Raw genomic sequence first — 26,187 nt, 5'->3', positions numbered from 1 at the left:
ACTCGAGAAAACCCGGTTATGAAATCTGGTTGAAGAGTTAAATTCCACTACATATTTATTACCTCTAAAATCCCTCGTATCCCCTGATAGCCCTAGGAATACGAGGGATTTTTGATTCAAACTTGGGGTATAACGCCCGCCCTCGTGCCCCAAGCGCTTCTGCACGCCTTCCGCAGAGGACTTCGCCGCAGAAGGCGGGAAGCGTCGCATGAAGCGGACGTCGAGCGGAGGAGTCACTTCAGGAAGCGCCATAAGACCCGCATCACGCGCACCCCCTTCCGGCCTGTATGAACGAGGGGTGCGACAACTCCTCGCGGATGTGCGAGAGCTCGTCCGCGTTGGCGGCGAAGACTCCGAGCGTCTTAAGGTAGCGCCCGTACCGCTCCTCGCAGGCGGCGTAATAGCGCTGGTAGGGGCCGTCCTGCTCGCACAGCGCCAGCACCTCCGACTCGGGAGGGCGCTCTCCTCCCATGTAGAGCTGCGAGCGCATGACGCTGCGCCTCGTCTGCACCTTGCGCCAGAGCTTCGCGAAGCCGGGGTCGGCCTGGGCGAGGCCGGGCATGTCCAGCGGCTCGCCGTCCGCGCCCAGGATGTCGGGCGCTATGGGCTCGTCGGCCCAGGCGGCCAGCCCGTCGCCGCATTCGAGCCAGCGCGGCAGGTTCTTCGCGAGGCGGTTGTCGTCGCCGTTCCTGATCCAGTAGTCCTTGGCGTAGGCCGCGTAGGCGTCGACGATCTGCTCCGGCTCGAAGCCCGACGCCGCCTTTGCCTTCCAGACCTTCAGGCAGTCCCGCTTGAACTTGAGCGAGGTGAGCGGCTTGAGGGATATGGCGCACAGCCGCTCGAAGGCCTCCGGGAACTCGCCCTTGCGGAACTCCTCGAACACATCCTCGCCCCTCTCCTTTGACCTGTCAATTGGCTTCGGGCCGCAAGAGATGAGTTGTTTATCAGGTTGAGGGGATTTATTGGATGAGTAATTTATAGGTGCCGGTTTCCCAGATGTGGCTTTTCCAGATACGGGTTTTCCCGTTCTGGCTCCGAACTGGGAAGAGTTGCCTGTTTCGCGTGTTTCAGGAGTGACGAGAGGTTGTTTCGACTCCTGCTTTGACACCTCGTCACAAGAAGCTGCGACGTGCTGTGAGGCGTGATCGAATTCAGAGAGAATGGCGAAGCCGTCGGCCTTCAGCTCCGCGCACACGTCATCGTGCATCGCCGGGTCGTCGAGCGTGATCCAGGTGGCCTCCTCGGCCTTGAGGAAGCGCCCGTTCTCGCTGCGCTTGCGGGCGCGGATGATGTAGCCCGCCGCCTCAAGCTCCTTGATGCCGGCGGTCACCGCGTCCGCGCCGTCGCGCACGAGGGAGGCGAAGCCCTTGATGGTGAACACCCACTCGGGGTTGCCCTCAAGGGAGCGTATCTGGCAGTAGATCCCCTTGGCCTTCGCCGAGAGGCCAAGGTCGAAGAATATTGTGTTCTCCACGAACGTGAAGGAGCCCTTGCCCTTGTGCATCACATTGCCCATCATGCACCGCCCATCCCATCGCGGCGGCGCTCCGCCTGTTCAAGAAGCTCAAGGGCCCTTACGATGCGGCTCTCCATCTCGGCCGGCGTGGCGGAAGGTCGGAAGAAACGGGCGATGCTCTTCTTAGGGATGCGCACCTGCTCGACCTGATTGGGCTTCTCCTCCTCCATAATGGAGCGGATGAGGGCGGGCGTGAGCGCACCCTCCTTCGAGTATCGCTTCATCTTGACGGCCTGGGCGTGCGAGGGCGTAGCCGCCTGCGCGCCTATGGCGTCCAGCAGGTGCTCCTGCTCGTCTTGGGCGAGGTAGCTGACCTCCACGGTGGGGAGCATCTTCATGCGCCCCTCGTCCACGAGCGCGAGGAACCCGGGGGCGAGGAAGGTCAACCGTATGAAGCGCTGAACCTTGGCCTCGCTTGTGCCAAGTTCCTCGGCTAATATGCTTCGCGACCACCTGCCGCTTGACTTCTGTTCAACTTGAACAGAAGTGAGGTCGGTGCGCTGTCCCTGGCGCTTCATCGCCTCAAGGCGCATCGAGTACGCGAACGCCCGCTCGCTCGGCAGGATGGCCTCCCTCTGCAGGTTCGAGTCCACCATCGCTATGGTCGCCTCGTCGTCGGTCAGGCTGCGCACGACGCACGGCACGCTCCCCAAGCCCGCCAGCTCCGCCGCGCGTGCGCGCCTGCGCCCGCTCACCAGCTCGTAGCGCTCCGACCCCGAGGCCCGCACCGTGAGCGGCACCAGCACCCCGTTCTCGGCGATGCTCCCTGCGAGCCGTCCCATCTCCTCGTCGTCGCGCACCTGGAAGGGATGGCCGGGGAACGGGTCTATGAGCGCGAGCGAAATGTCGGCCACGCCCGCAAGGGCGGAGCCGTCGCGCTCCTCCTGGGACGTGAACAGTTCGTCCACGCCAGGGAGCGCTATGGGGATTCTCTTCCTAGCCACGGCCGGACACCTCCTCCGCAAGGCGCTCGAAGGCGCGTGCCGTCTTGCCGCGCCCGTCGTAGGAGAAGATGCTCGCGCCCATTGCGGGGGCCTCCGCTGCGGACACCGCGCGGGGGATGACCGTCTCGAACACGCGGTAGCTGCCCCCGTACTGCGCGCGGATGGTCTGCTCGACCTCATGGGCGAGGTTGTTGCGGCCGTCGGAAAGCGTGATGAGGATGCCCTCGACGGAAAGCGAGGGGTTGATCTGCCGGCGCACGCGCCCGACGGTCTTCAAGAGCGCCGTCATGGCGGAGGCGGGAAGGTACTCGGCCGACACCGGCACGAGCACGCTGTCGGCGGCGACGAGGGCGTTCACGGGGATTATCCCCAGCGTCGGTGCGCAGTCGATGATGATGAAGTCGTAGTCCGCCTTCAGGGGCGAGAGCCACACGTTCATCAGCTGCTCGCGCGACATCGCCATGAGGATGGGCATCTCCATCCCGGCGAGCTCGATGTTCGCGGGTACGAGGTCGACGCCCTCCCCGTGCGCGAGGATGCCCTCGCGAGGCTCAAGCCCCTCACCCTCGATAACTGCGCTCAGGTGGTTCGCGAGCGTGACCTCAAGGGCGTCGGGGTCGCCCCAGCCGAGCGACTTGGTGAGGTCGCCCTGCGGGTCGGCGTCCACGAGCAGCACGTGCCTCCCGAGGCGCGCGAGCGCCACTCCCAGGCTCAGGGTCGTGGCCGTCTTGCCGGTGCCCCCTTTTTGGTTGGCGATGGCGATGGTCCTGCATGGCATGATGGGTGCCTCCCTTCTGCGGTTGCCCGCAACGGGAGGTCAGAGCGGCTGTTTCAAGGGAGAGCGCCCGTTTCGCGGAAAGCGAAAAGACGGGATGCGCACGGGATGGAGACGGGAAAAACGGGAGTTTCCGCAAGCGTCCCGATGCGTTCCTCGTTTCCCGTGTTTTTTGCGAACACGCCTTTCACCTGGTATTATGGTTTCACCATAAAGACGGGATTGCGCCGGAAAACACAGGAGCCGGGGATTCCTCGGCGACTATCCGGCCACGCTCGCCGGGGCCAGCCACTCCATCGCCATGACGTACGGCTACCTGACCGGCAAGTTCATTGCCGAGCAAAGCTAGGGGCGCCTTGCCGCCTGCAGGCCGCGTCCCGCAGGCGGGCGCCGCTCCCTCGCGCCCCGCAGCGGCCCCTCCCCGCCGCGGGGCGCCCCCGTCGCAGACACCCTGCCCACCACGCGCTCCTCATCAGCCCAAACGCGCAAAAAGTACCTTTTGGACACAGGTGGGTACCCTTTGCGTCTAGCGCTCGCTCCCTCCCCGGTCCTACGATTCCGGGCCGTAGGCATCACCGATCGCCCGCACAGCGGGCAGAAGGAGGGATCGCACATGAGGGATTCTCGCCACAGCGACGCGCTCGAAGCGGTCGCGAAGCACGGTGCCGCAAGCGGCGCGGCGCTGTTCCAGCGAGGCGGCGTCACCCGCCGGACGTTCTTGGAGGGCGCGGCGTTCATCGGCGTCTGCGGCTCCGCGATGGGCTTCGGCCTCGCAGGGTGCGCGTCGCCGAGCGCGGAATCGGGCGCGGGAGGCGCGGCGCAAGGCTGGAAGGCGGGCACGTACACCGCCAACGTCACCGGCCACAACGCCCCGTTCACCATCGACGTGACGTTCTCGGAAAGCGCCGTCACCGCCATCGACGCCGCCACGAGCCAGGAATCGCTCGGCGTGGGCGCTTCGGCGCTTGAAACGCTTTCGGACCAGATCATCGAGTATCAAACGCTCGACATCGACTCGGTCACCGGCGCCACGCTGTCCAGCATGTGCCTGCAGCAGGGCGTGAGGGATTGCGCCGAGCAGGCGGGCGCCGCAGACGCGCTCGAAGCCGCCCCCGGACCGGACGACAGCGTAGAGGCGTCCTACGATGCCGACGTGTGCGTCATCGGGGCCGGCGGCGCGGGGCTCACGGCGGCCATCGCCGCCGCCCAAGCGGGCGCCCAGGTGGTCGTGGTGGAGAAATGCGGCATCACGGGCGGCTCGACGAACGTCTCGGAAGGAGCGCTCAACGCAGTCGACCCCGAGCGCCAGCAAAAACAGGGCATCGAGGACTCCATCGAGCAGTTCTACCAGACCACGTACGAAGGCGGCCATGAGCAGGGCACGCCCGAGCTCATCCATTACCTCACCGACAACGCCCTCGACTCGGTCCACTGGCTCGAATCGCTCGGCGTGGAGTTCAAAGAGGAGGTGGGGTCGGCCACCGGGTCGCTCGGCGAGCACAGCCACTACCCCGCCACGCCGTCGGGCAACACCTACATCCGCTCCTTCGAGGCGTTCGTCGAAGAGCATCCCGACCAGATCACCGTCTTGCATGAAACGCAGGCCGCGCAACTCGTCCTTGACGGCGGCACGGTGACCGGCGTGAAGGCCGTGCACCGCGGCAGCCAGGACGTGGTCGTGAACGCGAAGTCCGTCGTCATCGCCACGGGCGGGTTCGGCGCGAACGTCGAGTACCGCCAGCAGGTCAACGACGGGGTGTGGGCCGACGTGAAACTCGACGACTCCATCGGCTGCACGAACATCAAGCCCTGCGCGCAAGGAGAGGGCCTCAAGCTTGCCGAAGAGGCCGGAGCCCAGCTCATCGGCCTGTCGGATATCCAGCTGCACCCGTGCGGCACGCCCGGAACCGGCCTCATGGAAGACATCCGCACCTCGGGCCGCAACCGCGTGTTCGTGAACAAGGACGGCGACCGCTTCGTCAACGAGGGCGCCGAGCGCGACACGCTGTGCAAGGCCATTTTCGCGCAGCCCGACTCCACGTACTGGATCGTCGTCAACAAGGTGCGCTACCCCTCCGAGACCGAACCCGACTCAAACGGCGCCACCATCGAGAACATGCTGGCGCTCGGCCACATCGTGAAGGGCGAGACCATCGAGGACCTTGCGCAGCAAACGGAGATGGACGCTGCGAAGCTGCAAGCCGCCATCGACGGCTATAACCAAGTGGTCGCAGGCGAGATCGAGGACCCCTTCGGCTTCACAGCCAACAACACAGCCGACGAGCAGATGACCGAAGGCCCCTGGTACGCATGCCGCAAGGTGCCGACGGTCCACCACACCATGGGAGGCATCCGCGTCAACGTCTCGTCGCAAGCCCTCGATGCGAGCGGACAGGCCATCCCCGGCCTCTACGCATGCGGCGAATGCACCGGCGGCATCCATGGCAGCAACCGCCTCGGCGGCAACGCCATCGCCGACTGCATCACCTTCGGTCGCAACGCCGGCGCACAGGCGGCTCAACACGCCGGGGCGTAGTCCGAGCCGTCCCCAGTCCGAACTGCCTCTGACCCAAGCCGCCCCTAATCCGGGCCGCCGGGCTTCGCGCCCGCAGAACCCTCCCCGCCGAGGCCCGCACCTTCGCTGCGGGCCTCGGCCACTTTGTCGAGCAGCTCCTGCTTCGAGTGAACCTGCGCCTTGCGGTACACGGTCCTCGTGTAGTTCCTGATGGTGTTCTCCGAATAGCTGAGCGTCCGGGCGATGAAGGCGCGGCTGCGCCCTTGCGCGATGAGCGACACGATGGCCTCCTCGGTTTCGCTCAGGCCAAACCGCCGCGCGAACGCCGCAACCGGGCTCGCAGGGCTTAGCCCGCCACCGAATGCGCCCGCGTCCTCAACCGCGCGCGCATCCGCGCTCCCGTCGGCGCGCCCCTCTTCGACGAAGCCGCCTCCCGACGCCTTGGACGCGGCGCGGCACAGCTCGAACCCGACCGGCCAATCCCCCATGAAACGCGGACGCATGATGAGCGTCGCCTCCACCAAGACCACGATCGCCATAGCGATGAGCAGCCACAATCCGTGGTCGAGCGCAGGCCCCACCGCGTACACCACGATGCGCCCCGCGGCCATGCACAGAAGCGAGCCGCCGTACGCCGCCGCGTACACGATCGTCGTGGGCTGGCGCACATGGCGCCCGATGCAGTAGGAGAAGAACACGAGGGGGATGTAGAAGCAGGTCACCGCATTGGTGAGCAGAAACGCGCTCGCCTCCTCGGAGCCGGCCTGTCCGCTCATGAGAAAGCAAATGCTCGCCATCATGAGCGCGTTCTGGAACAGCCAGTACCCCGAAAGCCGAAACGAGCGCCCCCGCACCAGCACGAGCCACACGACAAGCGCAACCAGCACCACGACCAGCACCTGGTGGATCGAGCGCACCGCCTGAGACAGCTCGCGCTCGCGCCCGTCGGGATACCCCAACGCCATGCCCAGCAAAAACGCGTACAGGAAGAACGCAGCCAGCACCTGCGCCACGCCGCGCCGCAGCGGATCCCGCTCGTACAGCGCGTCCGCACCCGGGGCCTTGCCCGCCCCCTCTCCGGCGCGCCCGCGCTCGTCGAGCCGCGCCATGGCCTGCCAGTAGGCGAACACCGACAGGGCCGGCACGAACAGGTTGATCATGCCCGAGACGGCAGGATCCAGATACCCCATCGCAAGCGACAACGCGCACGAGAGCGCCAGCCCGCCCGCCGCGTAGAAAAACGCCTCGCCGGGCCTGAGCCGTTCAAGGAAGAACACCCAGATGACCTCGCCCCCGACAAGCCCCACGCCGCCCACCACCACGCGCAGCGCCTCGAAATCGGCCGTGTTGAAAAAGAGGTCGATCAGGTACAGCACGCTCGAGGCCGTCATCAGCACGAAACCCGACCACACGAACACGCCCCGCGCCGCCCGCGAGAAGCCGTCCCGGCGCGCGAGCAGCACGAGCAGCGCGATCACGGCCACGCGGGCGATGTTCGCGCCCACCGTCACCATGCCCATATCCGCGGAGAAGTGCAGGTTGTAGAAGCTGAACTGGTACCAAAGGCGATAGAGCCCGATCCCGAAGAAGGCGAGGCTCAAACCAGGGAGAAACGTCGCCTTGAACGCCGCGAACGAGCCGGTATGAAGATGCCGGTCGACAGCGGGCACGCGAGCGCCGTTTCCCCTTTTCTTCCCCTCGATCATAGCAAAATCATATCATAGCAGGTTCCCGCACGGGAAATCAGCTAAGTACGCTTTTCCGCACCGCGCCCTGCGCGCCGGCGATCCTCCCGACACCCGCAGGGCGGGGCCCCGCCGGCCCTTCCTCACGCTCGCGAGACAACGAGCCTCCGCGGCCCTTCCTTGCACCCGCGGGGCGGCAAACCTCAGCGGCCCAGCAGGGCTTTGCTCGACGGGTCGGCCCAGCCTGTTGCTTGCACCCGCAAGGCGGCGAACCCCGGCGGCCCTTCCTCCACCGACATTAGCGGCACCCACGATGCCCGTGTGAGCCCCTCGCGCGGGCATCGCGCATAGGGGGGGGGTCATGCTACCGTTTCTCCGCTTCGATTATTTCTCCGAGCATGGTTGCGAGCGCGTCAAAGTCGTCGCTTGCAGTTACGTACACGTCCTCCATACGCAACGTTTGATACTTGCGAGCTGCGACATCGCGAAATCCCGCAATATCCTTCCACGGCACATTCGCATGCGCCACACGGAAATCATCATCAAGATTCTTGACCAGTTCGCCACCAGTGACAACCGTCAATGCACACCGCTCGTTTGAGCATTTCGTCTTGAAGAAACGAGGTCAAATCAGAGCCGCGCATGAGCGACCGAGCGATAGCGATTTCATCGAGCATCTTCTCGAGCACAGCGAAATTCTTATTGTTCATACAACGTCACCCGCTTCCCTACCTCGAGAATCGAATCCTCGGGGATAGGCGCGTGAATGAGGTCGACCGAAACGCCAAGGGAATTCTCAAGACGGTTCCGCAACGAAGCAATCACGAGCAGCGACACGGCAAGCGAAGTGAATTCAACGAGTAGATCGACATCGCTCTCCTCAGTCTGACGGTTTTCAGCATACGAGCCGAAAAGCTCGATCTTTTTTACCGGATAGTCGCGAATCGACTCCTGCACGCCTTTCGCAATGGTTTCAATATCGAGCACGCAAGGCATCCTTTCTTGCTTCTACCCAGTACAGCAATGCCTCCCGAACAAACGGAGGCGCGCCTACTCCCCCAAGGTTTCGGCGGCTTCGAGCCATTCTTCTTCGAGGGCGTCTATTTGCTGTTGCAGATCGTTGATCTGGGATTGGAAATCGCCGAGAGCGGTGAAGTCGGTGGGGTCGGCGGCGGCCATCTGCTCGCGGACGTCGCTTATCTTCCCCTTCAGCGTTTCCATCTTGCGTTCATTCGACTGCATGAGCTTGCGAAGCGTTCTGATCTCGCCGCCCGAAAGCTGCGGACGAGCGTTCTCTGCCTCCAGGTGATCATCGGAAGATGCGCTCCGAGCGAGTTCCGCACGAGCCGAAGCGTCCTGCCGATGCTTCGTGCGAGCAGAACCGTCCGATCGACTTCGCGTCTGCCGACGAGCGCCGGACCAGGTCGCTTCGCGCTCATCTGCCAGCGCCAAATACTCCTCGACCCCGCCCGGAAGATGGCGCAGCTTGCCGTCGATAAGGGCGAACTGGTGGTCGGTGACGCGCTCCATGAGGTAGCGGTCGTGCGTGACCAAAAGCAGCGTGCCGGGCCAGCCGTCCAGCAGATCCTCCACCACGGCCAGCATATCGGTGTCCAGATCGTTTCCCGGCTCGTCGAGGACGAGCACGTTCGGCTCGTCCAGCAAGATGAGCATGAGCGCCAACCGCCGCCTCTGCCCGCCCGACAAATCGCGCACCGGCTCGTTGAGGTCGGCGCGCGAGAAGCCCAGCTTTTCGAGCAGCTGCGCGGGCGTCATCTCCTTGCCGTCGAGCATCGTACGGCGGCTGTAGCGTCCGATCACCTGCCGAACGCGGTCGTCGCCCGCATCGGACAGGCCGTCAAGATGCTGTGACAACACGGCGAAGCGCACGGTCTGGCCGATCTTCACGCGCCCCGCGCTCGGCTTCTGCAAGCCCTGGATCACGCGCAGAAGCGTGGTCTTCCCCGCGCCGTTGCCGCCGACGATGCCGAAGCGGTCGCCCGGACCGACGATCCAGTCCACGTCGTCGAGCACCGTGCGCACCGAGCCGTCCTCGCCCTCGAACCGCACCATGACGTGCTCGAGGTCCACCACCTGCTTGCCAAGGCGCGCCATGGCCATGCGCTTGAGAGCCAGCTCGTCGCGCAAGGGCGGCACGTCGGCGATGAGGGCTTGCGCGGCGGCCACATGGAACTTCGGCTTCGTCGCCCGCGCCCGCGCCCCGCGTGAGAGCCACGCCAGCTCGCGGCGCAGCTCGTTTTGGCGCTTCTGCTCAGCCAGCGCCGCCAAGCGGTCGCGCTCCACGCGCTGCATGATATAGGCCGAGAAACCTCCCTCGAACGGCTCGACCATGCGGTCGTGCACCTCCCACATGCGCAAACACACCTCGTCGAGGAACCAGCGGTCGTGCGTGACCACGAGCAGCGCCCCCGCCCCCTGCTTCCAACGGCTTTTCAGGTGCCCCGCCAGCCACGTGATGGCGCGCACGTCCAGATGGTTCGTCGGCTCATCGAGCGCAAGGACGTCCCAGTCGCCGATGAGCAGCCGCACGAGGTCCACGCGCCGCCGCTGACCGCCCGACAACGCGCCCACCTGCGCATCCCAAGGAATGTCGGAAGCCAGCCCGGCGATGATGCCACGGATGCGCGCGTCGCCCGCCCACTCGTATTCGGGCCGCTCGCCCACGATGGCCTCGCCCACCGTGGCGTCGTCGCGAAAGTCGTCGGATTGCCCCAGCACGCCCACGCGCACAGCGCCGTTTCTCAGCACGCGGCCCTCGTCGGGTTCGAGCCTGCCTGCCAGCAGGTTGAGCAGGGTGGACTTGCCATCGCCGTTGCGCCCGACGATGCCGACGCGGTCGCCTTCGTCCACACCGAGCGACACGCTCTCGAACACCGTCTTCGTGGGGAACTCCACCCGCACCTTCTCGCATCCCAGCAGAAACGCCATGCCGCTCCATCCTTCGTCGCCACCATCCGCAGGCGATTATAGCGCACGCACGATACGACGGGAGGAATCCCGCTCAGACCCCCCCCCATACGACTGCCGCAATCTCTGATCCGCGCACTCCGTACCACGCGCAACTCGTTCCCACGACCCCTTGCGGCACCATCTGTGCAATCGCCCCCGTGCAGAGAATCCTCCGATTTTTGGCCACGAAATCCCGTTCTGGCACGCATGCCTCCCTCTTCAACCCAAAAAAGATATCCGCATTTGGGAAAAGCCCAGGTCGATGAATTCTGTTATGGTAAAAGCGCCTTGAGACGGACTCGAAGCGTGCCAAAACTCGATTTGCTGGCCAAAAATCGCGGATTCCCCTGCACGCAGAGCCCTAGCACCCTCCTCAAGCACATCGCACACATCCCGCGCCCCACGCCCGCGCATACCCCTCCGGCAAGCCGCCATTGGCATAACAAAGCCAACCCTCCGCACACGACCCTGCCAGCGTTACGGAAGCCCCAAACGGGGGTTTTCGCGGCGCCTGGTCGCACGAGGCTCGGCTCGAAACCCCGCGAACGCAGGCTTGCATCGATGCTGACAAGTGAGAAACGCCCGCTCCTCGCCGATACTCGCCCCCTGTCTACAATCGCCCCTGTTCATGCTGCCCCCTTGTCAATTCTCGCCCCCTGTCAACTCTCGCTCCCCGTCTGCGCTTGCCGCCCTGCTTGCGCTTGTCCCTCGTCTACGCCTTCCCCCGTCCGCGCTCGGTAATGAATTGCCGAATTTTTCCCGATATTGTACCGAAAGAGCCTACTTACTTCCTTTTCAACCCTAGATTAGCCCCTCTTGCTGCCATTTTCGTTGTAAATGCAACAAAAAATGTGGGAGACGCAGAATCTTGCTGCCTTTTTGTCCACAACGGTCAAATATTAAAAAGAAATGGAAGATCTATTACCGAACGTACGAGACGGCCCAGGGTCTGTCAGCGCGGCCTCCTGCGGAATCCGGAAAACACCCAAAGTTCGCGACGTTCGCCGCCCCGCAGAACCCGATCGCATACCGCGCAGCCAATGCCCGGCTCCTGCCCGTCTCAACCCAACGCCCACGTACCACCCGTCGCCAACCATCCGCGCACCGATCACGTGCCGCACGCCGCCCGTTCGCCGCATCGCCGTCCGACACCAACCGAACCGCCGCACTCGCTCACCGCCACCGCCCGCCGTACGCCGCCCAACGCTCGCAGCCCATATCCCAACCGCTGTTCGCACACAGCCAAAGCGCAAGGCCGACTTCGAAGATCGAGGCTCACGCCTTGTCCATCACGGCCACGGTGAACCAAGTGCGTTCGTAGGGTCGATAGAACGTCTGCGCTTCGATCAGGCAGAATCCATCTTTCTGGGCCAGATCGGCCACATCGCGCGGCAGCCCCTCCTCCTGAGTCTGCCCCAACACGACGAATTGACCGTGAAACCCTTCGAAGATGAGCTCCCACGATTTCTCGCTCGTCAGCACGGGGGCGTACGCTTCGTACGCCAAGCCCCAATTCCCCTGCTGCCAATCCAGATAGGTTTGGGGAATCTCAGGAAGCACGACCGCCGCCACGCCCTGAAAGCCGATATCGGAGGAAACCACCAAGGGGGCGGCGTCTTGCTCCTCGGCAAGCGCATCCACCTTCTCCTGAAGGCAGACAAGCGGCTCGACGTTGCGCGCATCGTAGCTGTCCATCACCGAAAGCGCCTGATGAACCACCGACACCCCCAGCAGCACGGCACATGCCGACCCCACAAGCGCCCGATTACGCACCCGCGCGAGCACGCCCGCGCACGCGAACAGCAAAGGACCGATAGCCACAAACAGGTAGCGGTAGTACAGGATGAGGGAGTCCAGGGCGAAGGAGGCGGCCCACGCTATGCCGTACACGCCGCCGTACACCCCAAGCGCCAGCAGCACGGGCAACACCTTGTCCGATGTCGCCCACGAAGCCGCGCGCTGCAACCGCCGCGCCATCGCCCCAGGTACTGCATCGCCCGCACGCCGCGCGCCGCCATCGCGCCGCGCCGTCCGCGCAGCCCCGCGCGCCTTTCCCGCATCGTCCTGCATCGCCCCGCACGCGCGGCACGGCGTCTCCTCCCCGCATGCCCGAGAAGCAGCCCGCTTTCCGGAAGTCACACGTGGCCCGCTCGCGCATCCCCCGCCACCCGCACGCAGCCCGCACGCACGACAGGCGCACATCGCACGACAGACGCGCACCCCGCGCCATGCAGCGCGGATCGCGAATGCCGCCGCGACCGCCAACGCCGCCGCACCCAGCACGTTGAGCGCAGCCTCCCAGCCCTCTCCGTACGCTCCGCGCAGCGCGAAGGACACCTGGCTCGTTAGCACGGGATAGGTGGCCAGTTCGATGTACGTCGTAGGAAAAACGATGTTCGCCCAGTACGAATCGGACACCACGCCCGCTTGCTGCAACAGCACGAGAAGCCACGGCGCATACAGCGCTACCTGCACGACCGAGCCCGCAAGGAACACGGCGAGCGCCCCACCCCCGCTGCCTCCGATCCGCCGCAAGCGCACGACCCGCCACACGAGAAAACACAGGAGAAACGCGTTCGCCACGAACGCGGAGATCACGCCGAAGTAATGCAGGTACGCGCTCGCCAAGCCGGACGCGAACAGCACGATCCACCAACGCCGCGGCGCGCCCCCCCAAAGCCGCAGACCCTGCGCGCTCGCGCAGATACCGCGCGGCCCCCGTCGGCGCAGAACGCTTGCGATGCGATAGGCGTACATGCAGCACAGCATGACCGAAAACGTGGCCCACGAGTACATGCGCACTTCGACGGCCATCGTCGCCACATAAGGCGTGAACAGCGCGAAAAACGAGAACAGGATGCCCACGCGCGCGCCGAAATCCCGCCTTACGTGCGTGTAGCCCAAACAAGCGAGCGCCACCGCGCCCGCCGTCGCAAACAGCCGATACACAAGCACATTCTGCCCGAACACCAGATTAAGCGCATGAAGTGCCCAATAGAACAGCACTGGATGGACATCGCCCGCCCCGATGCGCCAGATATCGGCGAACGAATGGTTGGCAATGGCCACCGAATAACTCTCGTCAAACCACACGTTGCCGTGAAAGGCGTTCGCCAGCAAAAACGCCACGCCCGCGACCAACACGATCAGATGGATCGCACGTGATCGGACGGCGCTCAGATCCTCGGCCCTCAAAGCCTCGGGCGATTCCTCAGCCCGCCCGCACGCCCTCGCCCATGCGCCCACGCGTCGCCACGCCCGCCCATGCGCGCCCGCGTCCATGTGTCGCCACGCCCGCTCGTCCGCGCCAACATCCGTGCGTCGTCGTGCGACCTCAAACGAGCTCACGCACAAGCCCCGTTCTCTGAACGCGCCGCCTGGGCCTCAAGCACGCGCAGCACCGCTTGTCGCACCGCCTCTTCGACATCGACGGCATCGTTCTTGCGGCCCCCGCCAACCCCGTTTCCCGTCAAGTCTGCGCCAGCGCGTGCGCCCGCCCCGTCCGCAGACGAAGTTGAACCGCTCCCCAACTCTCCCGCCACCGGCATCGCACGCGACACGAACTCCTCGCGCGCAACGTACACCGGACGCCTCTTCGCCTCCACGTACGCGCGCGCCACGTATTCTCCGATCACGCCCAGCACGAACATCTGCACGCCGCCCAGAAGCAGCACGACGTCCATCAGCATCTGGCTCATGGACAAAGGATCCGTCGAGACGGTGTTCTGGTATACGTCCATGCCCAAAAGCACGAGCGACACGAGCGCCAAAATCATCCCGATCCACATAATCGCTTTCAACGGCCAGGTGGAGAACGCAAGCACGCCGTTCCATGCGTACGAGAACAGCTTGCGCACGGTCCACCGGCTCGTACCCGCAAGACGCTCATGCACCTCGTAGGGCATGACGTACGTGTCGAACCCCACCCACGAGAACAGCCCCTTCGAAAACCTGAACTGCTCGCGCAGCGACACGAGCGCATCGGCCACCGGTTTGCGAAACACCCTGAAATCGCTTGCGTTCGCCACGATGCGCAGCTCGCTCATGCTGTTGAACAGCCGGTAGAACATGCCTTTGAACATCCTCATCGGCAAACTCTCGTGCCGCTTGTCCTGCACGGCGACCACGCAGTCGAACTCGTCGTGGTCGCGCAAAAAGTGCATCATCTTAAGCGCGACGGCAGGGTCTTGCTGCATGTCCGCATCGATGAAGCCCACGTACGCGCCGTCTGCGCGCTCAAGGCCAGCGTACAGCGCCGCCTCCTTGCCGAAGTTGCGCGAGAGGCGCACCACTGTGAACGACCCCCGGCCAAAAGGGCGCATGAGCCGGTATGTGTCGATCTCGGCGCGCACCACGGCCATCGTGCCGTCAGAGCTACCATCGTCCACGAACACCAGCTCATAAGCCATGTCAGCGGCGTCAAGGCACTCCGTTGCGGTCGCAAAGAACGTGCGGACATTCTGCGCCTCGTTGTAGCATGGCACGATGAGCGAAAAATCCATAGCGAAAACCTCGGTTCCCTCGACTGGGAAGGTAGTTTATCATGGGCAGGAATCCCGACCGGAACCCAAACAAAACGTTTACGAAGATACTCCCGTTGGAGTACGAACGGCTTTCGATATGTGAGGTATCGATGGAGAAACACCGCACGCATCGCCCCGTCGGCGGCCCCGATCCCGAAGCCGCCGAACCCGCGCACCCGGCAGCAGGAGGCGTGCTGTTCCACGCGGACGACTACGGCATCACGCTCGCCCAAGCGCGCGCCATCCTCGCACTCTCCGACGCGTGCGGCGGGCACGGAGCGCTCGGAAGCGCAAGCGCGTTCGCGAACAGCCCCGCCTTCGAAGAGGCAGCCGCGCTGGCCGCGCCGCACGTGAAGAGCGGGGCGCTGCTCATGGGGCTGCACCTCAACCTCGTGGAAGGCGCACCGTGCGCCGACACCTCCGACGTGCCCTTACTCGTAAACGAGCGCGGTATGTTCTGCCACGACTTCCTTGGGCTCGCGCGCCTGACGAACGGCTCACAACGCGCACAAGCTCGCGCGCAGATCGAGCGCGAATGCGTCGCACAGATCGAACGCTTTCTGGAGGCGTTCCCTGCACAGGCGCATGCCTTGCGCCTCGATAGCCACCAGCACACGCACGCCATTCCCGCAGTCTTCGACACGCTGCTCGCAGCAGTTCGCAGCTGCGGCTGCACGCTCTCCCACCTGCGAACGCCCGTAGAGCCCCTCGAACCGCACCTCGCACGCAGACGCGCCGCGCCACCCGTAAACATCGCGAAGAACACCTTGCTCGCATTGCTGTGGAGGATGAACCGCGGCAAACTTCCCTCCGAATGCGCCACGTCCCTCTTCTGCGGCGTTGTGTTGTCGGGATGCATGGAGCGCGTAGATGAAGCGCTCGTTGCAGCGTTTCGCTCGCTGGCCACGCAAAGAGGCCAGGCCGTTGAATTCTTGTTCCATCCCGTCAGCGTACCGCGCGCGCAATGCCTCGATCCCGAGAACGCGCCGTTCGCCGCCGCCTGCGCCGCCCCTGGACGCGACGCGGAAGCGCGTGCGTTGCAGAGGTTCCCACCGATCTCGCAGCGCGCCGAGCCTTGAGGCCCCTGCGCCCGGGCGTGCTTTTCGCAGACCCCTCCGACCCCTCAGCGGAACCGCCGGGCAAACGCCATGGACGTTTCGCGGAGGCTGCCAACCGATGCGCGACGGCCGTCGCGCTGAGCGCGCGCCGCCGCACGCTCAGCAACCGCTCACCGGACACGCGCCGCACCGCCACCTACCGCGCGCCCTACGTCATGGCCGCCATCGCCACCACGAACGCGACCGTCACCACCACTCCCCCGCCCACGATGGCCCACACGGCGGGGCGCGCCCAGTTCATCGTCCAGCCCACGCCGAAGCGCTCAGGCAGAAACAGGCTCGCATCGTCGGGATTGAAATAGAACACGCCGAGCTTCCAGTGCCGGTCGTCATCCACGAGCAGTCGGTCGGATGCCTGCATGCGCTTGAACACGCGCGAGCCGGCCTGACCGTACACGACGCTCACCGCCAGGCCGCCAACGCACAGCACGAGCACGGCGCTCATGATGAATACGGCCGTCTGCCCCATGCCAATCAGGCCCATGAACGACAGCGGCATGGCGATCATCGCCACCGACACCGCAAGGCCGCCCACCACAAGGTAGACGCTCTGCGCCCGAGCGAACAGGCCGTACGCCAGCGCCGACGTGGCCGGCGCACCCGGTTCGGCCCACCTCTTCGAGCGCGCGATGGTCCAATGTGAGAACGCGAAGCACGCCGCCATGAACGCCTGGATGAGCACGGGCATCCAGATGATGAGCGGGGTCTTCTCCGACCAGCCGTTCACAGTTCCGTCGAAGTCCATGTGCAGGGGAATTTGATCGGGCATCTGAGCGTATCCGAGCGCCCCCACCGCCAACGTGACCGCCATGACGGGCAGGTGCAGCAGGTTCCACCTCACCGAAATAGCGTGCGGCACAGGCTGCTCGCCCACCACCGCGACGGCCTCCTGCGCATCGGCCTCCCAGCCGCGCTCGCGTTTGTACGCGACCATTTTCGCGCGAAACGCCAACATGAGGCCGTAGCCTCCCGCGGTCAGCGCAAGCGAGCCGACGACGAGCGTCCCCATCACGCCGCCCGCCGCGCCCGCCATCGCGCACCCAAGTCCGACTGCGGTGAGCACCGCCGTCGCCCCGCCCACGATGGCGGCATAGCGGCGCTTGAGCGCTTTGACGAACGGATCGCCCTGCGCAGACGTGGGCACGGTGACGGCGAACACCTCGCCGCGGCGCATAAGGTACGGGGTCGCCGCCATGAACGCCCCGACGAAGGGCACGATCAGCGACGTGACCAGCATGATGAGCGTCGAATCGATCCCCTCCACCGCTACGCGCCTCCCCCGAACGACAACTCGCGCGGCGCGGCGCAGCCGATGCCCGTCGAAGGCGCATCGCCCTTCGCGCCCGCTCCCGCGCCCTGCGCGTTCCTCGCTTCCGACCGCTCGCCCGCTCCGTAGGCGCGCGCGGCCTGACGCTGCGCGCACTCTAAAAACTCTCCCCAGCTGCCGCCGCGCGCGCGATGCGCGAGCGCCAGCTCGAACAGCCCGTCCTCCATCTTCGCCAGCTCGGCTTGGGCGCGCGCGAGCCGATCGTCCTCGCACGGATCGGCGATGTAGGCGCCCGAGCGCCCCCGCATGAGCACATACCCCTCGTCGCGCAGCACCGCGTACGCCTTGTTCACCGTGTGCAGGTTGATGCCGAGGTCGCTGGCCAGTGCGCGCACCGACGGCAGCGCCTGACCGGGCGCAAGCTCGCCCGTGGCGATGGCCATGATGATCTGACTGCGTATCTGCAGGTACAGCGGCTCTTCCGACCTCTGATCGATGCGAATGATCATAAGCGGGCCCTCCTGGTAGGCTCCATCACGAAAACGGCAGGTTCAACGCGAGATCGATCACCCCCGCCACCGCGCCGACAGCGGCGATGACCAGGCCGACCTTCTCGCGAGCGAAGCCGAACCATGCCGATCCGAACAGGCCGAACCCCGCCGTGGCCGCCACGAACAGCCACTTCGGCGCGGTGCCGTTCACCTCGCCCGAAAGCGACACGTGCGACACCACCTCGTCGGGCAGCACCACCCACTGTACCACCGCCAGCGCCGCCGTCAACAGCGCGAGCGTCACCGCGACGAGCACCGCCAGCCCACCGCGCCCTTCGAACACCTTCCCGCTTTTGCGCGCGAAGCCGGCGACCTCGCGCGGCACGCCCTCGCCGTCCTCGCCGCCCGTCCTGCGCGCTACGCCCGTCCTGCGCGCCCCATATGCCCTGTTCGCTTCGTCAGCCTCACTCGCACGCCTCATGAGAAGCCCTTCCTTTCCATCCTCGAAACCGCCCCCTTCGGCACCCGTCCCAGCAATCGATCAGCCGAAACGCATCTCCGCTCAGGCGGCCAACCCCATCCGCGCGACCCGGCGGTACACGAGCATCGACGCGATCGCCACCGCCGCCGAAAGCGCGAGCGACCCCGGCGTGCCGACGAACATCGCCGCCGCGCCGCCCGCCATGACGATGGCCACGCCGCCAAGCGCGACCGCGAACACCGGCATGCCGCGCTTGACCGGCTCGTACGGCGTCGTCCAGTCGTAGCGCGGACGCAACGCGTCCAGCGCCAGCCCCACGTAGGTGGAGAACAGCGCGCACGCGAGCGGCACTGCGAAGACGGCAACGAGCGCAAGCGGGTCGAGCGGCAGCGCGAGCGCCACGAGCACGCCGCCCACCGCGACGCTCGGCAGCGCGAGCGCCAGGTTGAGCGCGGCCTTCGCTGCGAGCACCGTGCGGGCGGGCACCGGCGCCGCGAGCATGATCCAGCGCGCCGAGCCCTCAAGCGACACCGACGCCGTCGTCGTGGACGCGACGCCCACGCAGAACGCGAGCGCCCAGGGCGCAAGCCTCCCGATGAGCGGAACCGCCTCCGGCGGCAGGTCGCCGAGCGGCAGCGCCCCCGCAACCGAAGCCGCAGCGAGCGCCGCCGTCCCCACGACGAGGAGCACGTTGCCCATGCAGGCGTTGAGCAGGTAGATGGGCGTGGCCAAAAGCAGGCGCGCCTCCTTCCCGAACATCGCGCGCCACGGCGAGCGCGCAGACGCGTCCGCACGCGACGCCCCGCCATGCGCGGCGTCGAACGAGAACGTCCCCCGCGCCCTTCCCGCCGCAAGCCACGAATTCACCGGCACGAACAGCCGCACGAGCACCGCCGCCAGCACAACCGCCGCCAGCACGTTCACCGCCGCGAACGCCCCGAACGACGCGAGATCGCCCTGCGCGATGCCCGCCGCCGCCCACGCAGCCGGCGGGTAGGCGCTCGAAAACGCGGCCATCTGCCCCGCCCCGAGCTGGACGAGCTGCTCTGAGCCCCCACCCTGCCCGATCACGTGCGCATACCCTGCCATCAGCACAATCACCAGCGCAAACGTCAGCACCACGGCAACGACGCCCGCATGCTTGAACCGCGCCGACGCCGCCGCGACGAGCGCCGCCAAAACCACGGCCACCGCCAACGGGGCGAGCGGTGCGAGCAGCGCCGACAGCACCGCGCACACCGCCGCGGCAAGGCCCGCCCCCGCATTCGCCGCGTACACGGCGAACGCGGGCACCACCAGCAGCAAGCCGAGCGCCGCGCCCATGGCGTACAGCGGCGCGATGCGCGACAGCACCACCGCCGACGTGCGCACCGGCAGCGACATGACCAGATCGTAGTCCTTGAAGGCGAACAGCACGCCGTTCGCCTTCAGAAACGCCGCCACCGCCCCGGCCACGCTCGCCACGAGCACCGCGACGAGCGGAATGGCGTCGACAAGCCCAGCCTGCGCGAACGATCCAGCCACGCTCGCCACGTACGCCGCCACCAGAGCCACGACGCCCACCGCCGCAACCGCCGCCACGGCCAACGTGCGCTTGGCGCGGGCCGCATCGGCATGGAGCGCCTTGTTGATGCCGAACAAGCCCAGCATCTGAACTTTCAGCAAGAGCAGAAACGACCTCATGACCGCCTCCCGCACCCCGTGCGCCCCGTCTGCGCCGAGCGGGACGCGCGCGCAGCGTCGACCTCCCGCCCCTCGCGGGGCTCACCAGCCCCGTGCGCGCCCTGCGAGCCCTGCGCCCTGTGCGCATCGTCGATCCCGCGCATGCCGTCGGCCCCGCGCGCGCCCTGCACGTCGCGCTCGATCATGTCGAGGAACACGTCCTCCAAGCTTTCGTCGCCCACCACCTCGGAGGTCGGCCCGCAGGCGCGCAGCTCGCCCTGCTTGATGATGGCCACCTTGTTGCACAGCTTCTCCACCACTTCCAGCACGTGGCTCGAGAAGAACACGGCGCTTCCGCGTCCGGCCAGCTCGCGCAGCATCTCCTTCACGTGGAACGACGCCTCGGGATCGAGCCCCACGAACGGCTCGTCCAGCACGAGAAGCGCGGGATCGTGCACGAGCGCGCCGATGAGCACGAGTTTTTGGCGCATGCCGTGCGAGTACGACGACACGAGGTCGCCAAGCGCCGACGTGAGCCCCAGGCGATCGGCGTACGCGCGGATGCGCTCCCGGCGCGTATCGGCAGGCACCTCGAACACGTCGGAGATGTAGTTCAGATACTGGATGCCCGTGAGGAATTCGTAGACGTCGGGGTTGTCGGGCACGTACGCGCACACGCGCTTGCAGGCGAGCGCGTCCGTTCTCACCGACTGGCCGACGATGCGGATGTCGCCCTCGTCGAACCCGGCCACCCCCACGATGGCGCGGATGAGCGTCGTTTTGCCCGCGCCGTTGTGACCGACGAATCCGAAGATGTCGCCCGGCATCACCTCAAGCGACACGCCGTTCACCGCGCGCTTCTCGCCGAACGTCTTCACCACCTGCTTCACCGAAAGCACGGGGGCAGTTCTCTCGCCCTTTGCATCCACGGGGCGCTCCTTTCTCGTTCCTGGGCTCATGCACACTCGTCCCTGCACGTAGGCGCGGGGATGATCGCGAGCTGTCGACCTGTGAGAGTCAGCCCGTCCGCAGGTCACCGGCGCGCAGCCGTTGACCTCTGCACGATCATCTGTTATATTTATGCTATAACAGATGGAACAAAGATGCAAGCCTACTTCCATCCGAATCCGCAGCGGGAAACGCAAGCGGACGGACGCCCGGCATCCCGCGCGGGACACGGGGCTTACTCGGGAATCCACTCCCAGATGGCGTAGCAGTGATGCCCAGTATCCTGTGCGGAGCACGGGGTTCGCGCGAATCGCAACGGGCGCAAGCGCAAGGGCAAGCACCGCGAGCGTAGGGCGATGCGGGCGCTGCGTCGCGCAACCCCGCGCAAGGCGCGCGTTCGCCCCGCTGAGCCGCTGCGAATGCGACGCGAGAGGGACCGGTATTTGCGTGTTTCATGCGAGCCATGTATTATCGCGAACAGGTGTTTCGCGTGAATGCCGCAACGGAAGAAGGCAACGAGAGGAGCGGGACATGAGGCGCATCACGGTGTTTTTGGCAGTCACGTTCGCCTTAACATGGGCGTACGAGTTCGGGGTGGTGTATCCCATCTCGACGGGGGCCCTTGCGGGCATCCCGCCGGTCGCAACGCAGCTCGCAGCCGGAGCCGCCATGTTCTTCCCCGCCATCGGCGTGGCGATCACACGCCTCATTACACGGGAAGGGTTCAAGAACAGCCTGATCAAGCCGCATGGATTCAAAAAGTCGCTGCCGTGGTTCCTCGTGGCCTGGTTCGCGCCCTCGGTGCTGACCCTTGCGGGAGCAGCCGTGTACTTCCTTGCGTTCCCGCAGGACTTCGACCCCTCGATGTCGCTCATGCTGGCCACCGTGCAGCAACAGGCAGAGGTGACCGGAGGAGCCCAGGTGCCCGCGGACATGCTGCGCTTGGCGCTGGTCGCGCAGCTGCCTTTCGCCGTGCTCATGGCGCCCGCGCTCAACATCCTCACGACGTTCGGCGAGGAATGGGGCTGGCGCGGCTACCTCGTGCCGAAGATGGCCGCCAAGCTGCGCATTGTGCCGACACTGCTGATCACGGGCGTGATCTGGGGCCTTTGGCATGCGCCGCTCACCGCCATCGGGCATAACTACGGCACGGGCTATCCCGGCTGGCCCGTGCTGGTCATCCTCGCCATGTGCGGTTTCTGCATCGTGATGGGCGTCTTCCTCACCTACGTCACCGTGCGCACGGGCAGCTGCCTGGCGGCCGCCATCGGCCACGGCGCCCTCAACGGGTTCGTGAGCGCCGCCGCGCTGTTCTCTGCCACCGGCGGCAACCCGTTCGTCGGCCCCCTCCCCACCGGAATCGTCGGCGGCTGCGCCTTTATCGCAGTCGCGGCCCTCATGCTGTACGACCTGCGCCGTCGCGAGAAAGCCGGCACGCTCGCCATGCCGCAGGCGGGCCTTCCCGACGACACGACGAAAAACGGCCCTGCCCGCAAAGGAGGCGATCCGGCGGCGCCTACTGCCTGATGAGCGGACAAGCCGCAGCGCTCAGGGCGGCGAGGGCGACACAGAGGTACAGAGCCGGAAGCGCCGAGGCGGTCGCGTCGACGAGCGCGCCGATCACGAACCCCGTAAGCACGCTGCCGATGTTGGCGACGGCGGTGACGAACCCCGTCGACTCCGCGGCGACGGACGGCTGAACCAATTCGCTCGGCAGCGTCCAGAACGTGCCGCAGCACAGCGACACGGAGGCATACGCGCCGACGAGCACTCCCGTGACCAGGACGTGCGGCGCAAACGGCACGACCGCCAACGTGGCGGCCGACACCGCGTTGCCGATGAGCAGCACCGGCCAGCGCCTTCCTCCGAACACGCGATCGGACAGGATGCCGCCCACCGGTGAGGCGACAAGCGTGATCACGAACGTCGCGGACATGATGCCCGCCACCGCGTCGCCCGAAAATCCCAGATCGCCCGTGAGCAGCGGAGGCAAAAGCGTCGAGAAACCGTAGGTGAGCCACCCGTTCACGAATCCGACAACGATGGCGGCCCAGAACCGCAGGCGATGCCGCGCCTGCGCCATGGTTCGCGGGCGGGGCTGCGACCGCGAACCGGCGTCCGGCGGCACGGCCTTCGCGTCGGTGGCGACCGCGGCGGCGCGAGCGCCAGTCACACCAGCGCGAGGGTCGCACGCACCGGCTTCGCTCGCGCCGGCCGTCTCCGTCCCGCTCGTGCCAGCTGCGGCGGCGCGCCCATCGACCGGCAGCAGGTCGGCAAGGGAATCGGCTCCGGGGTAGACGGCGCCCAGATCGCGCACTGAAACGGCGTAGACCGCCGCGATGGCCGCCCCCGGTGCCACGACCAACACCGCAGCGGCGAACTGCCAGGTCATCCCTGCATCAAGCAAGAGCGGCGCGCACAGGGACGCCAGGGCGAACCCGAAGCCGAGCACGCCCATGAGCAGTCCTTGCGCAAGCCCGCGTTGGCGCACGGGGAACCACAGCACCGTGGAGGACACGACAGAGCTGGCGATGCAACCGCCCGCCACCCCCTGCAAAAACCGCAGCACGATCATGCCCGCATACGCCGACCCCGCCGTCGGGAAAAGCAGACCCAGCACGACGTTGGCGGCGATGCCGCCCACCACGGTTCGCCGCGCGCCGAAGCGCTTCTCCAGCTTGCCGCCGATGCCGCTCGCCAGCGCATAGCCCGCCAGCGTCACGGTGGTCAGCAGCGCAAGGTCGGCGGCGGCCAGATGCCATTCAGCTTGCACGGTGGACGAGAATGCGTTCACCACCTGCACCGTAAGGAAGAACTGGCCGTAGGCCAGCATGTTGGCGACGAGTATCCACCAGCGGTATGCGGGCGGCTTCTCCAGACGAGCGTGCGGTGCGGCGGTCGGGGCTGATGCGGCCATGCCGGTCCTCCTCGGGTTGGCGCGGTTGCGGAACCGTCCCAGTGTAGAGCGGGCCGAAGCGCGCCCGCCAACCCGTCACCGCCAGGCATCCGAACCGCAACCCGACGCGTCTGCGAGCGTCGCGCCCTCTGGACGCCCGCTCGCGCGCCGGCGGGGGGGGGCGACCCCTCGAAGCGCCCATTCGCACGCCGGGGGAAGGCGACCCCTCGAAGCACCGCAACCCGCACGCCGCACCGCTGCGACCCGAGCAGCGCTGCGCCACAACCTTCAAAGCGCCCACTCGCGTACAGTGGCGCTGCAGCGCGCAAGTCGCACCGTGGCACCCTTGTCTGCCGCAACGCCCTCGCGTTTGCCTACCGCGATGCTGCGACGCCGCGATACCAAGGCCCCGCCCGCACGCAACACTCCGCGCCACACCGCGCCGAAGCTTCGCCCCTAACGCACCTTCACCGCGATAAACGCAAGCGTGGCCAACGCCATGACGGCCGAGAATCCGAACGCCGCCTGGTAGGCGAGCGCCGGATCCGCAACCCCCGCCGACGAGGCCCCCACCGCGGCGATGGCGAGCACCATGGCCGACGTCCCCAGCGACGCGCACGCCTGACGCACGGCGATGCAGAACGACGAGCCGTCGGCCACGACAGGCCCCGGCAGCCGCGCGAGGCTCCACGAAGTGAGCGGCCCCACAAGCCCCGACACGCCCACGGCGCGCACGGCCTGGAACAGCGTCGTCACCAGAAGAGGCGTGTCGGCGTCCAGAAACGACATGAGCACCGCCCCCGTCGCCAGAAACGCGCCCGACACGAGCGCGACCGGGCGCACGCCCACGCGATCGGTCAGCACGCCCGCCAGCGGGTTGAGCAGAAACGCCGCGACCGTCCCCGGCAGAAGCACCACGCCCGCATCGAGCGCAGACCCGCCGCACAGCCCCTCCACGTACAGCGGCACGACCAGCGTGACGCCCATGAACGAGGCGTTCAACAGGTTCTGCGCGATGAACCCGGCGCGGTACTGGCGCGAGGTGAAGATCTCCATGCTGACAAGCGGCTCAGACACGCGCTTCTGCCGCCGCACGAACAGCGCGAGGAACAAAGCACCCAACGCAAGCGGCGCCCACACGAAGGGACTCGTCACCGAAAAGCTGCTCGCCTCCGAAAACGCCAGCAAAAGCCCGCCGAATCCCAACGTCGAAAGCGACAGCGACCGCACGTCGAGCCGCGCGTCCCGATCCGGCGCGTCCGAGGGCCTGATGGCCAGCACAGCTGCCACCGCAAGCATAGCCATCGTCGCCGCGAGCAGCACGAAGAAGCTTCGCCAACCGAACGAGAAGCTCATCGCGCCGCCGATGGTGGGCCCGATGTTCGGCGCGAACCCCATGGCGATGCCGGCGATGCCCATAGCCGTCGCCTGGCGTCCGCAGGGAAAGCGCGTCATGGCGATGGTCTGCATAAGCGGCATGAGCATGCCCGCGGACGCGGCCTGCAGCACGCGCCCGACCAAAAGCACGCCGAAGTTCGGAGCGCACAGATCGGCCACAGCCCCCACCAGGAAGAACGTCATGGCGATGAGCACATGCTGACGCACCGAGAACCGCCGCGACAGAAACGTGGCAACCGGCACCGTAACGCCCAGCACGAGCATGTAGCTGGTCGTGAGCCACTGCCCCAGATCGACGTCGAGACCGAACTCCCCCATGATGTCGCCGAGCATGGCGTTGACCGCCGTCTGCGAGAGGTTGCCCATGGCCGAGGCCAGCACCACGATGGCGAACAGCGCATACACGGCAGCGCGCCCGCCGCCGCTTTGGCCGTCGTCATTTTGCCTGTCGCGAATGCGCTCGCGCCCCATGCCGTCACCCCATCCCATTCGCCCCGCCTTGCGCGTGCGCATCCAGCCACGCACGCTCGTCAAGTATAGCCCAAGCGATGCCTCAACCGCATCTCCCACAACGCGGAGAATGGGGCAAAGCGGAAGACGGATACATGGACGCGAAGGACGGCGCAGCGCGAACGCGAACGCGAACGCGAACGCGAAAAGACTACAACAACCCGAACGGGGCCAAATACCTTTCCAAGCCCAAGCGAAGCGCGCTCGCAAGCCGATTCATGCGCTTCTGCCGGAGACTTCAAAGGCGATCGTGCAAGCAAAAAGGCGTTTTCTGGCCAGCAATCCGAGTTCTGGCACAAATCAGCGGCTTTTTTCGGCCCGCTGTGGATGCTCAGGCGAAAAACCCCAGGTCGGCAAACTCCTCATTGGAAACCAAACTGTCAAATCGTGCCAGAACTCGGATTGCTGGCCAGAAAACGGAGATTTGCGAACATGACGCGTCGAACTCACCCGCCAAGCCCAAATCCGAGCGCCGCCCGAGCCCCGCC

20 protein-coding genes are annotated in these 26,187 nt (G+C 66.3%); 3 read left to right on the top strand and 17 right to left on the bottom strand.

Features of this window, described 5'->3' with window-relative positions; all coding sequences use genetic code 11:
• The 4 genes from C2L80_RS14160 to C2L80_RS07570 all read right to left on the bottom strand — a co-directional run.
• The coding region (locus tag C2L80_RS14160; RefSeq protein ID WP_204600551.1) for a hypothetical protein at window positions 1–252 on the bottom strand (252 nt) is incomplete at its 3' end.
• Window positions 253–262: 10 nt separating this feature from the next.
• On the bottom strand, window positions 263–1,519 hold the full coding sequence (locus C2L80_RS07580) for a helix-turn-helix domain-containing protein (RefSeq protein WP_103262959.1): 1,257 nt from the start codon (window positions 1,517–1,519) through the stop codon (window positions 263–265).
• Window positions 1,516–2,460 carry a ParB/RepB/Spo0J family partition protein gene (locus C2L80_RS07575; protein WP_103262958.1) on the bottom strand — a complete coding sequence of 315 codons (945 nt, stop codon included), beginning with the start codon at window positions 2,458–2,460 and terminating at the stop codon, window positions 1,516–1,518. Before C2L80_RS07575 ends, C2L80_RS07580 begins: the two co-directional genes overlap by 4 nt.
• Entirely contained in the window at window positions 2,453–3,238 is a 786-nt protein-coding gene (locus C2L80_RS07570) for a ParA family protein (protein ID WP_103262957.1), read from the bottom strand. Before C2L80_RS07570 ends, C2L80_RS07575 begins: the two co-directional genes overlap by 8 nt.
• A gap of 610 nt (window positions 3,239–3,848) precedes the next feature.
• On the opposite strand from C2L80_RS07570, the gene C2L80_RS07565 reads away from it, so the two are divergent.
• A complete protein-coding gene (locus tag C2L80_RS07565; protein ID WP_193602630.1) occupies window positions 3,849–5,771 on the top strand; it encodes a flavocytochrome c in 1,923 nt (640 codons plus the stop codon).
• 44 nt (window positions 5,772–5,815) lie between these two features.
• Here the strand turns inward: C2L80_RS07565 and C2L80_RS07560 are convergent, their stop codons facing one another.
• The 6 genes from C2L80_RS07560 to C2L80_RS07535 all read right to left on the bottom strand — a co-directional run bounded on the left by C2L80_RS07560 (window position 5,816) and on the right by C2L80_RS07535 (window position 14,907).
• Complete coding sequence (locus tag C2L80_RS07560; protein WP_087195596.1) at window positions 5,816–7,456, bottom strand: helix-turn-helix transcriptional regulator; 1,641 nt, start codon at window positions 7,454–7,456, stop codon at window positions 5,816–5,818.
• A gap of 343 nt (window positions 7,457–7,799) precedes the next feature.
• Window positions 7,800–8,018: a HepT-like ribonuclease domain-containing protein gene (locus C2L80_RS14335; protein WP_224759136.1), complete on the bottom strand. Its 219-nt coding sequence runs from the start codon at window positions 8,016–8,018 to the stop codon at window positions 7,800–7,802.
• Between the two features lie 116 nt (window positions 8,019–8,134).
• Window positions 8,135–8,431, bottom strand: a complete 297-nt coding sequence (locus tag C2L80_RS07550; RefSeq protein WP_224759135.1) for a nucleotidyltransferase family protein — start codon at window positions 8,429–8,431, stop codon at window positions 8,135–8,137.
• 54 nt (window positions 8,432–8,485) lie between these two features.
• Entirely contained in the window at window positions 8,486–10,384 is a 1,899-nt protein-coding gene (locus C2L80_RS07545) for an ABC-F family ATP-binding cassette domain-containing protein (protein ID WP_092197289.1), read from the bottom strand.
• 1,296 nt (window positions 10,385–11,680) lie between these two features.
• Window positions 11,681–13,753, bottom strand: coding sequence for a glycosyltransferase family 39 protein (locus C2L80_RS07540; protein ID WP_129589918.1), 2,073 nt, complete (start codon window positions 13,751–13,753; stop codon window positions 11,681–11,683).
• A complete protein-coding gene (locus C2L80_RS07535) occupies window positions 13,750–14,907 on the bottom strand; it encodes a glycosyltransferase family 2 protein (RefSeq protein WP_087195592.1) in 1,158 nt (385 codons plus the stop codon). Before C2L80_RS07535 ends, C2L80_RS07540 begins: the two co-directional genes overlap by 4 nt.
• Before the next feature lie 131 nt (window positions 14,908–15,038).
• Between C2L80_RS07535 and C2L80_RS07530 the strand changes: the two genes are divergently transcribed.
• The gene (locus C2L80_RS07530) at window positions 15,039–16,007 is read left to right on the top strand and encodes a ChbG/HpnK family deacetylase (protein WP_157941036.1); all 969 of its coding nucleotides are present in this window, start codon (window positions 15,039–15,041) and stop codon (window positions 16,005–16,007) included.
• A 187-nt stretch (window positions 16,008–16,194) separates the two neighbouring features.
• Here C2L80_RS07530 and C2L80_RS07525 read toward each other — a convergent pair whose 3' ends face one another.
• The 5 genes from C2L80_RS07525 to C2L80_RS07505 form a co-directional block, all read right to left on the bottom strand.
• On the bottom strand, window positions 16,195–17,310 hold the full coding sequence (locus tag C2L80_RS07525) for a DUF1648 domain-containing protein (RefSeq protein WP_087195590.1): 1,116 nt from the start codon (window positions 17,308–17,310) through the stop codon (window positions 16,195–16,197).
• Window positions 17,311–17,312: 2 nt separating this feature from the next.
• The gene (locus C2L80_RS07520) at window positions 17,313–17,822 is read right to left on the bottom strand and encodes a GntR family transcriptional regulator (protein WP_224759134.1); all 510 of its coding nucleotides are present in this window, start codon (window positions 17,820–17,822) and stop codon (window positions 17,313–17,315) included.
• 25 nt (window positions 17,823–17,847) lie between these two features.
• Window positions 17,848–18,285 carry a DUF1648 domain-containing protein gene (locus C2L80_RS07515; RefSeq protein ID WP_103262955.1) on the bottom strand — a complete coding sequence of 146 codons (438 nt, stop codon included), beginning with the start codon at window positions 18,283–18,285 and terminating at the stop codon, window positions 17,848–17,850.
• Between the two features lie 81 nt (window positions 18,286–18,366).
• Window positions 18,367–19,968, bottom strand: coding sequence for a hypothetical protein (locus C2L80_RS07510; protein ID WP_103262954.1), 1,602 nt, complete (start codon window positions 19,966–19,968; stop codon window positions 18,367–18,369).
• Window positions 19,965–20,876: an ABC transporter ATP-binding protein gene (locus tag C2L80_RS07505; RefSeq protein ID WP_239938809.1), complete on the bottom strand. Its 912-nt coding sequence runs from the start codon at window positions 20,874–20,876 to the stop codon at window positions 19,965–19,967. Before C2L80_RS07505 ends, C2L80_RS07510 begins: the two co-directional genes overlap by 4 nt.
• A gap of 550 nt (window positions 20,877–21,426) precedes the next feature.
• Here C2L80_RS07505 and C2L80_RS07500 point away from each other — a divergent pair.
• Window positions 21,427–22,422 carry a CPBP family intramembrane glutamic endopeptidase gene (locus tag C2L80_RS07500; protein ID WP_103262953.1) on the top strand — a complete coding sequence of 332 codons (996 nt, stop codon included), beginning with the start codon at window positions 21,427–21,429 and terminating at the stop codon, window positions 22,420–22,422.
• Here the strand turns inward: C2L80_RS07500 and C2L80_RS07495 are convergent.
• Both C2L80_RS07495 and C2L80_RS07490 read right to left on the bottom strand, forming a co-directional pair.
• Window positions 22,412–23,812, bottom strand: a complete 1,401-nt coding sequence (locus C2L80_RS07495) for an MFS transporter (RefSeq protein WP_103262952.1) — start codon at window positions 23,810–23,812, stop codon at window positions 22,412–22,414. The two genes, C2L80_RS07500 and C2L80_RS07495, sit on opposite strands and share 11 nt — an antisense overlap.
• Window positions 23,813–24,247: 435 nt before the next feature.
• A complete protein-coding gene (locus tag C2L80_RS07490; RefSeq protein WP_239938807.1) occupies window positions 24,248–25,678 on the bottom strand; it encodes a DHA2 family efflux MFS transporter permease subunit in 1,431 nt (476 codons plus the stop codon).
• Window positions 25,679–26,187 lie beyond the last annotated feature (509 nt).

The sequence above is a fragment of the Rubneribacter badeniensis genome, assembly GCF_002899695.1.
In the GTDB taxonomy this organism is placed as follows: Bacteria; Actinomycetota; Coriobacteriia; order Coriobacteriales; family Eggerthellaceae; genus Rubneribacter; species Rubneribacter badeniensis.
Note: the sequence above shows the minus strand (reverse complement) of the source record. Positions and strands in the feature narration are given on the sequence as shown.

Excerpts from the sequence above, each read along its gene's own strand:
- C2L80_RS07580 (WP_103262959.1), bottom strand. The coding sequence starts at position 1,519 with ATGATGGGCAATGTGATGCACAAGGGCAAGGGCTCCTTCACGTTCGTG.
- C2L80_RS07570 (WP_103262957.1), bottom strand. The coding sequence starts at position 3,238 with ATGCCATGCAGGACCATCGCCATCGCCAACCAAAAAGGGGGCACCGGC.
- C2L80_RS07565 (WP_193602630.1), top strand. The coding sequence starts at position 3,849 with ATGAGGGATTCTCGCCACAGCGACGCGCTCGAAGCGGTCGCGAAGCAC.
- C2L80_RS07560 (WP_087195596.1), bottom strand. The coding sequence starts at position 7,456 with ATGATCGAGGGGAAGAAAAGGGGAAACGGCGCTCGCGTGCCCGCTGTC.
- C2L80_RS07550 (WP_224759135.1), bottom strand. The coding sequence starts at position 8,431 with ATGCCTTGCGTGCTCGATATTGAAACCATTGCGAAAGGCGTGCAGGAG.
- C2L80_RS07545 (WP_092197289.1), bottom strand. The coding sequence starts at position 10,384 with ATGGCGTTTCTGCTGGGATGCGAGAAGGTGCGGGTGGAGTTCCCCACG.
- C2L80_RS07535 (WP_087195592.1), bottom strand. The coding sequence starts at position 14,907 with ATGGATTTTTCGCTCATCGTGCCATGCTACAACGAGGCGCAGAATGTC.
- C2L80_RS07530 (WP_157941036.1), top strand. The coding sequence starts at position 15,039 with ATGGAGAAACACCGCACGCATCGCCCCGTCGGCGGCCCCGATCCCGAA.
- C2L80_RS07520 (WP_224759134.1), bottom strand. The coding sequence starts at position 17,822 with ATGATCATTCGCATCGATCAGAGGTCGGAAGAGCCGCTGTACCTGCAG.
- C2L80_RS07515 (WP_103262955.1), bottom strand. The coding sequence starts at position 18,285 with ATGAGGCGTGCGAGTGAGGCTGACGAAGCGAACAGGGCATATGGGGCG.
- C2L80_RS07510 (WP_103262954.1), bottom strand. The coding sequence starts at position 19,968 with ATGAGGTCGTTTCTGCTCTTGCTGAAAGTTCAGATGCTGGGCTTGTTC.
- C2L80_RS07500 (WP_103262953.1), top strand. The coding sequence starts at position 21,427 with ATGAGGCGCATCACGGTGTTTTTGGCAGTCACGTTCGCCTTAACATGG.
- C2L80_RS07495 (WP_103262952.1), bottom strand. The coding sequence starts at position 23,812 with ATGGCCGCATCAGCCCCGACCGCCGCACCGCACGCTCGTCTGGAGAAG.
- C2L80_RS07490 (WP_239938807.1), bottom strand. The coding sequence starts at position 25,678 with ATGGGATGGGGTGACGGCATGGGGCGCGAGCGCATTCGCGACAGGCAA.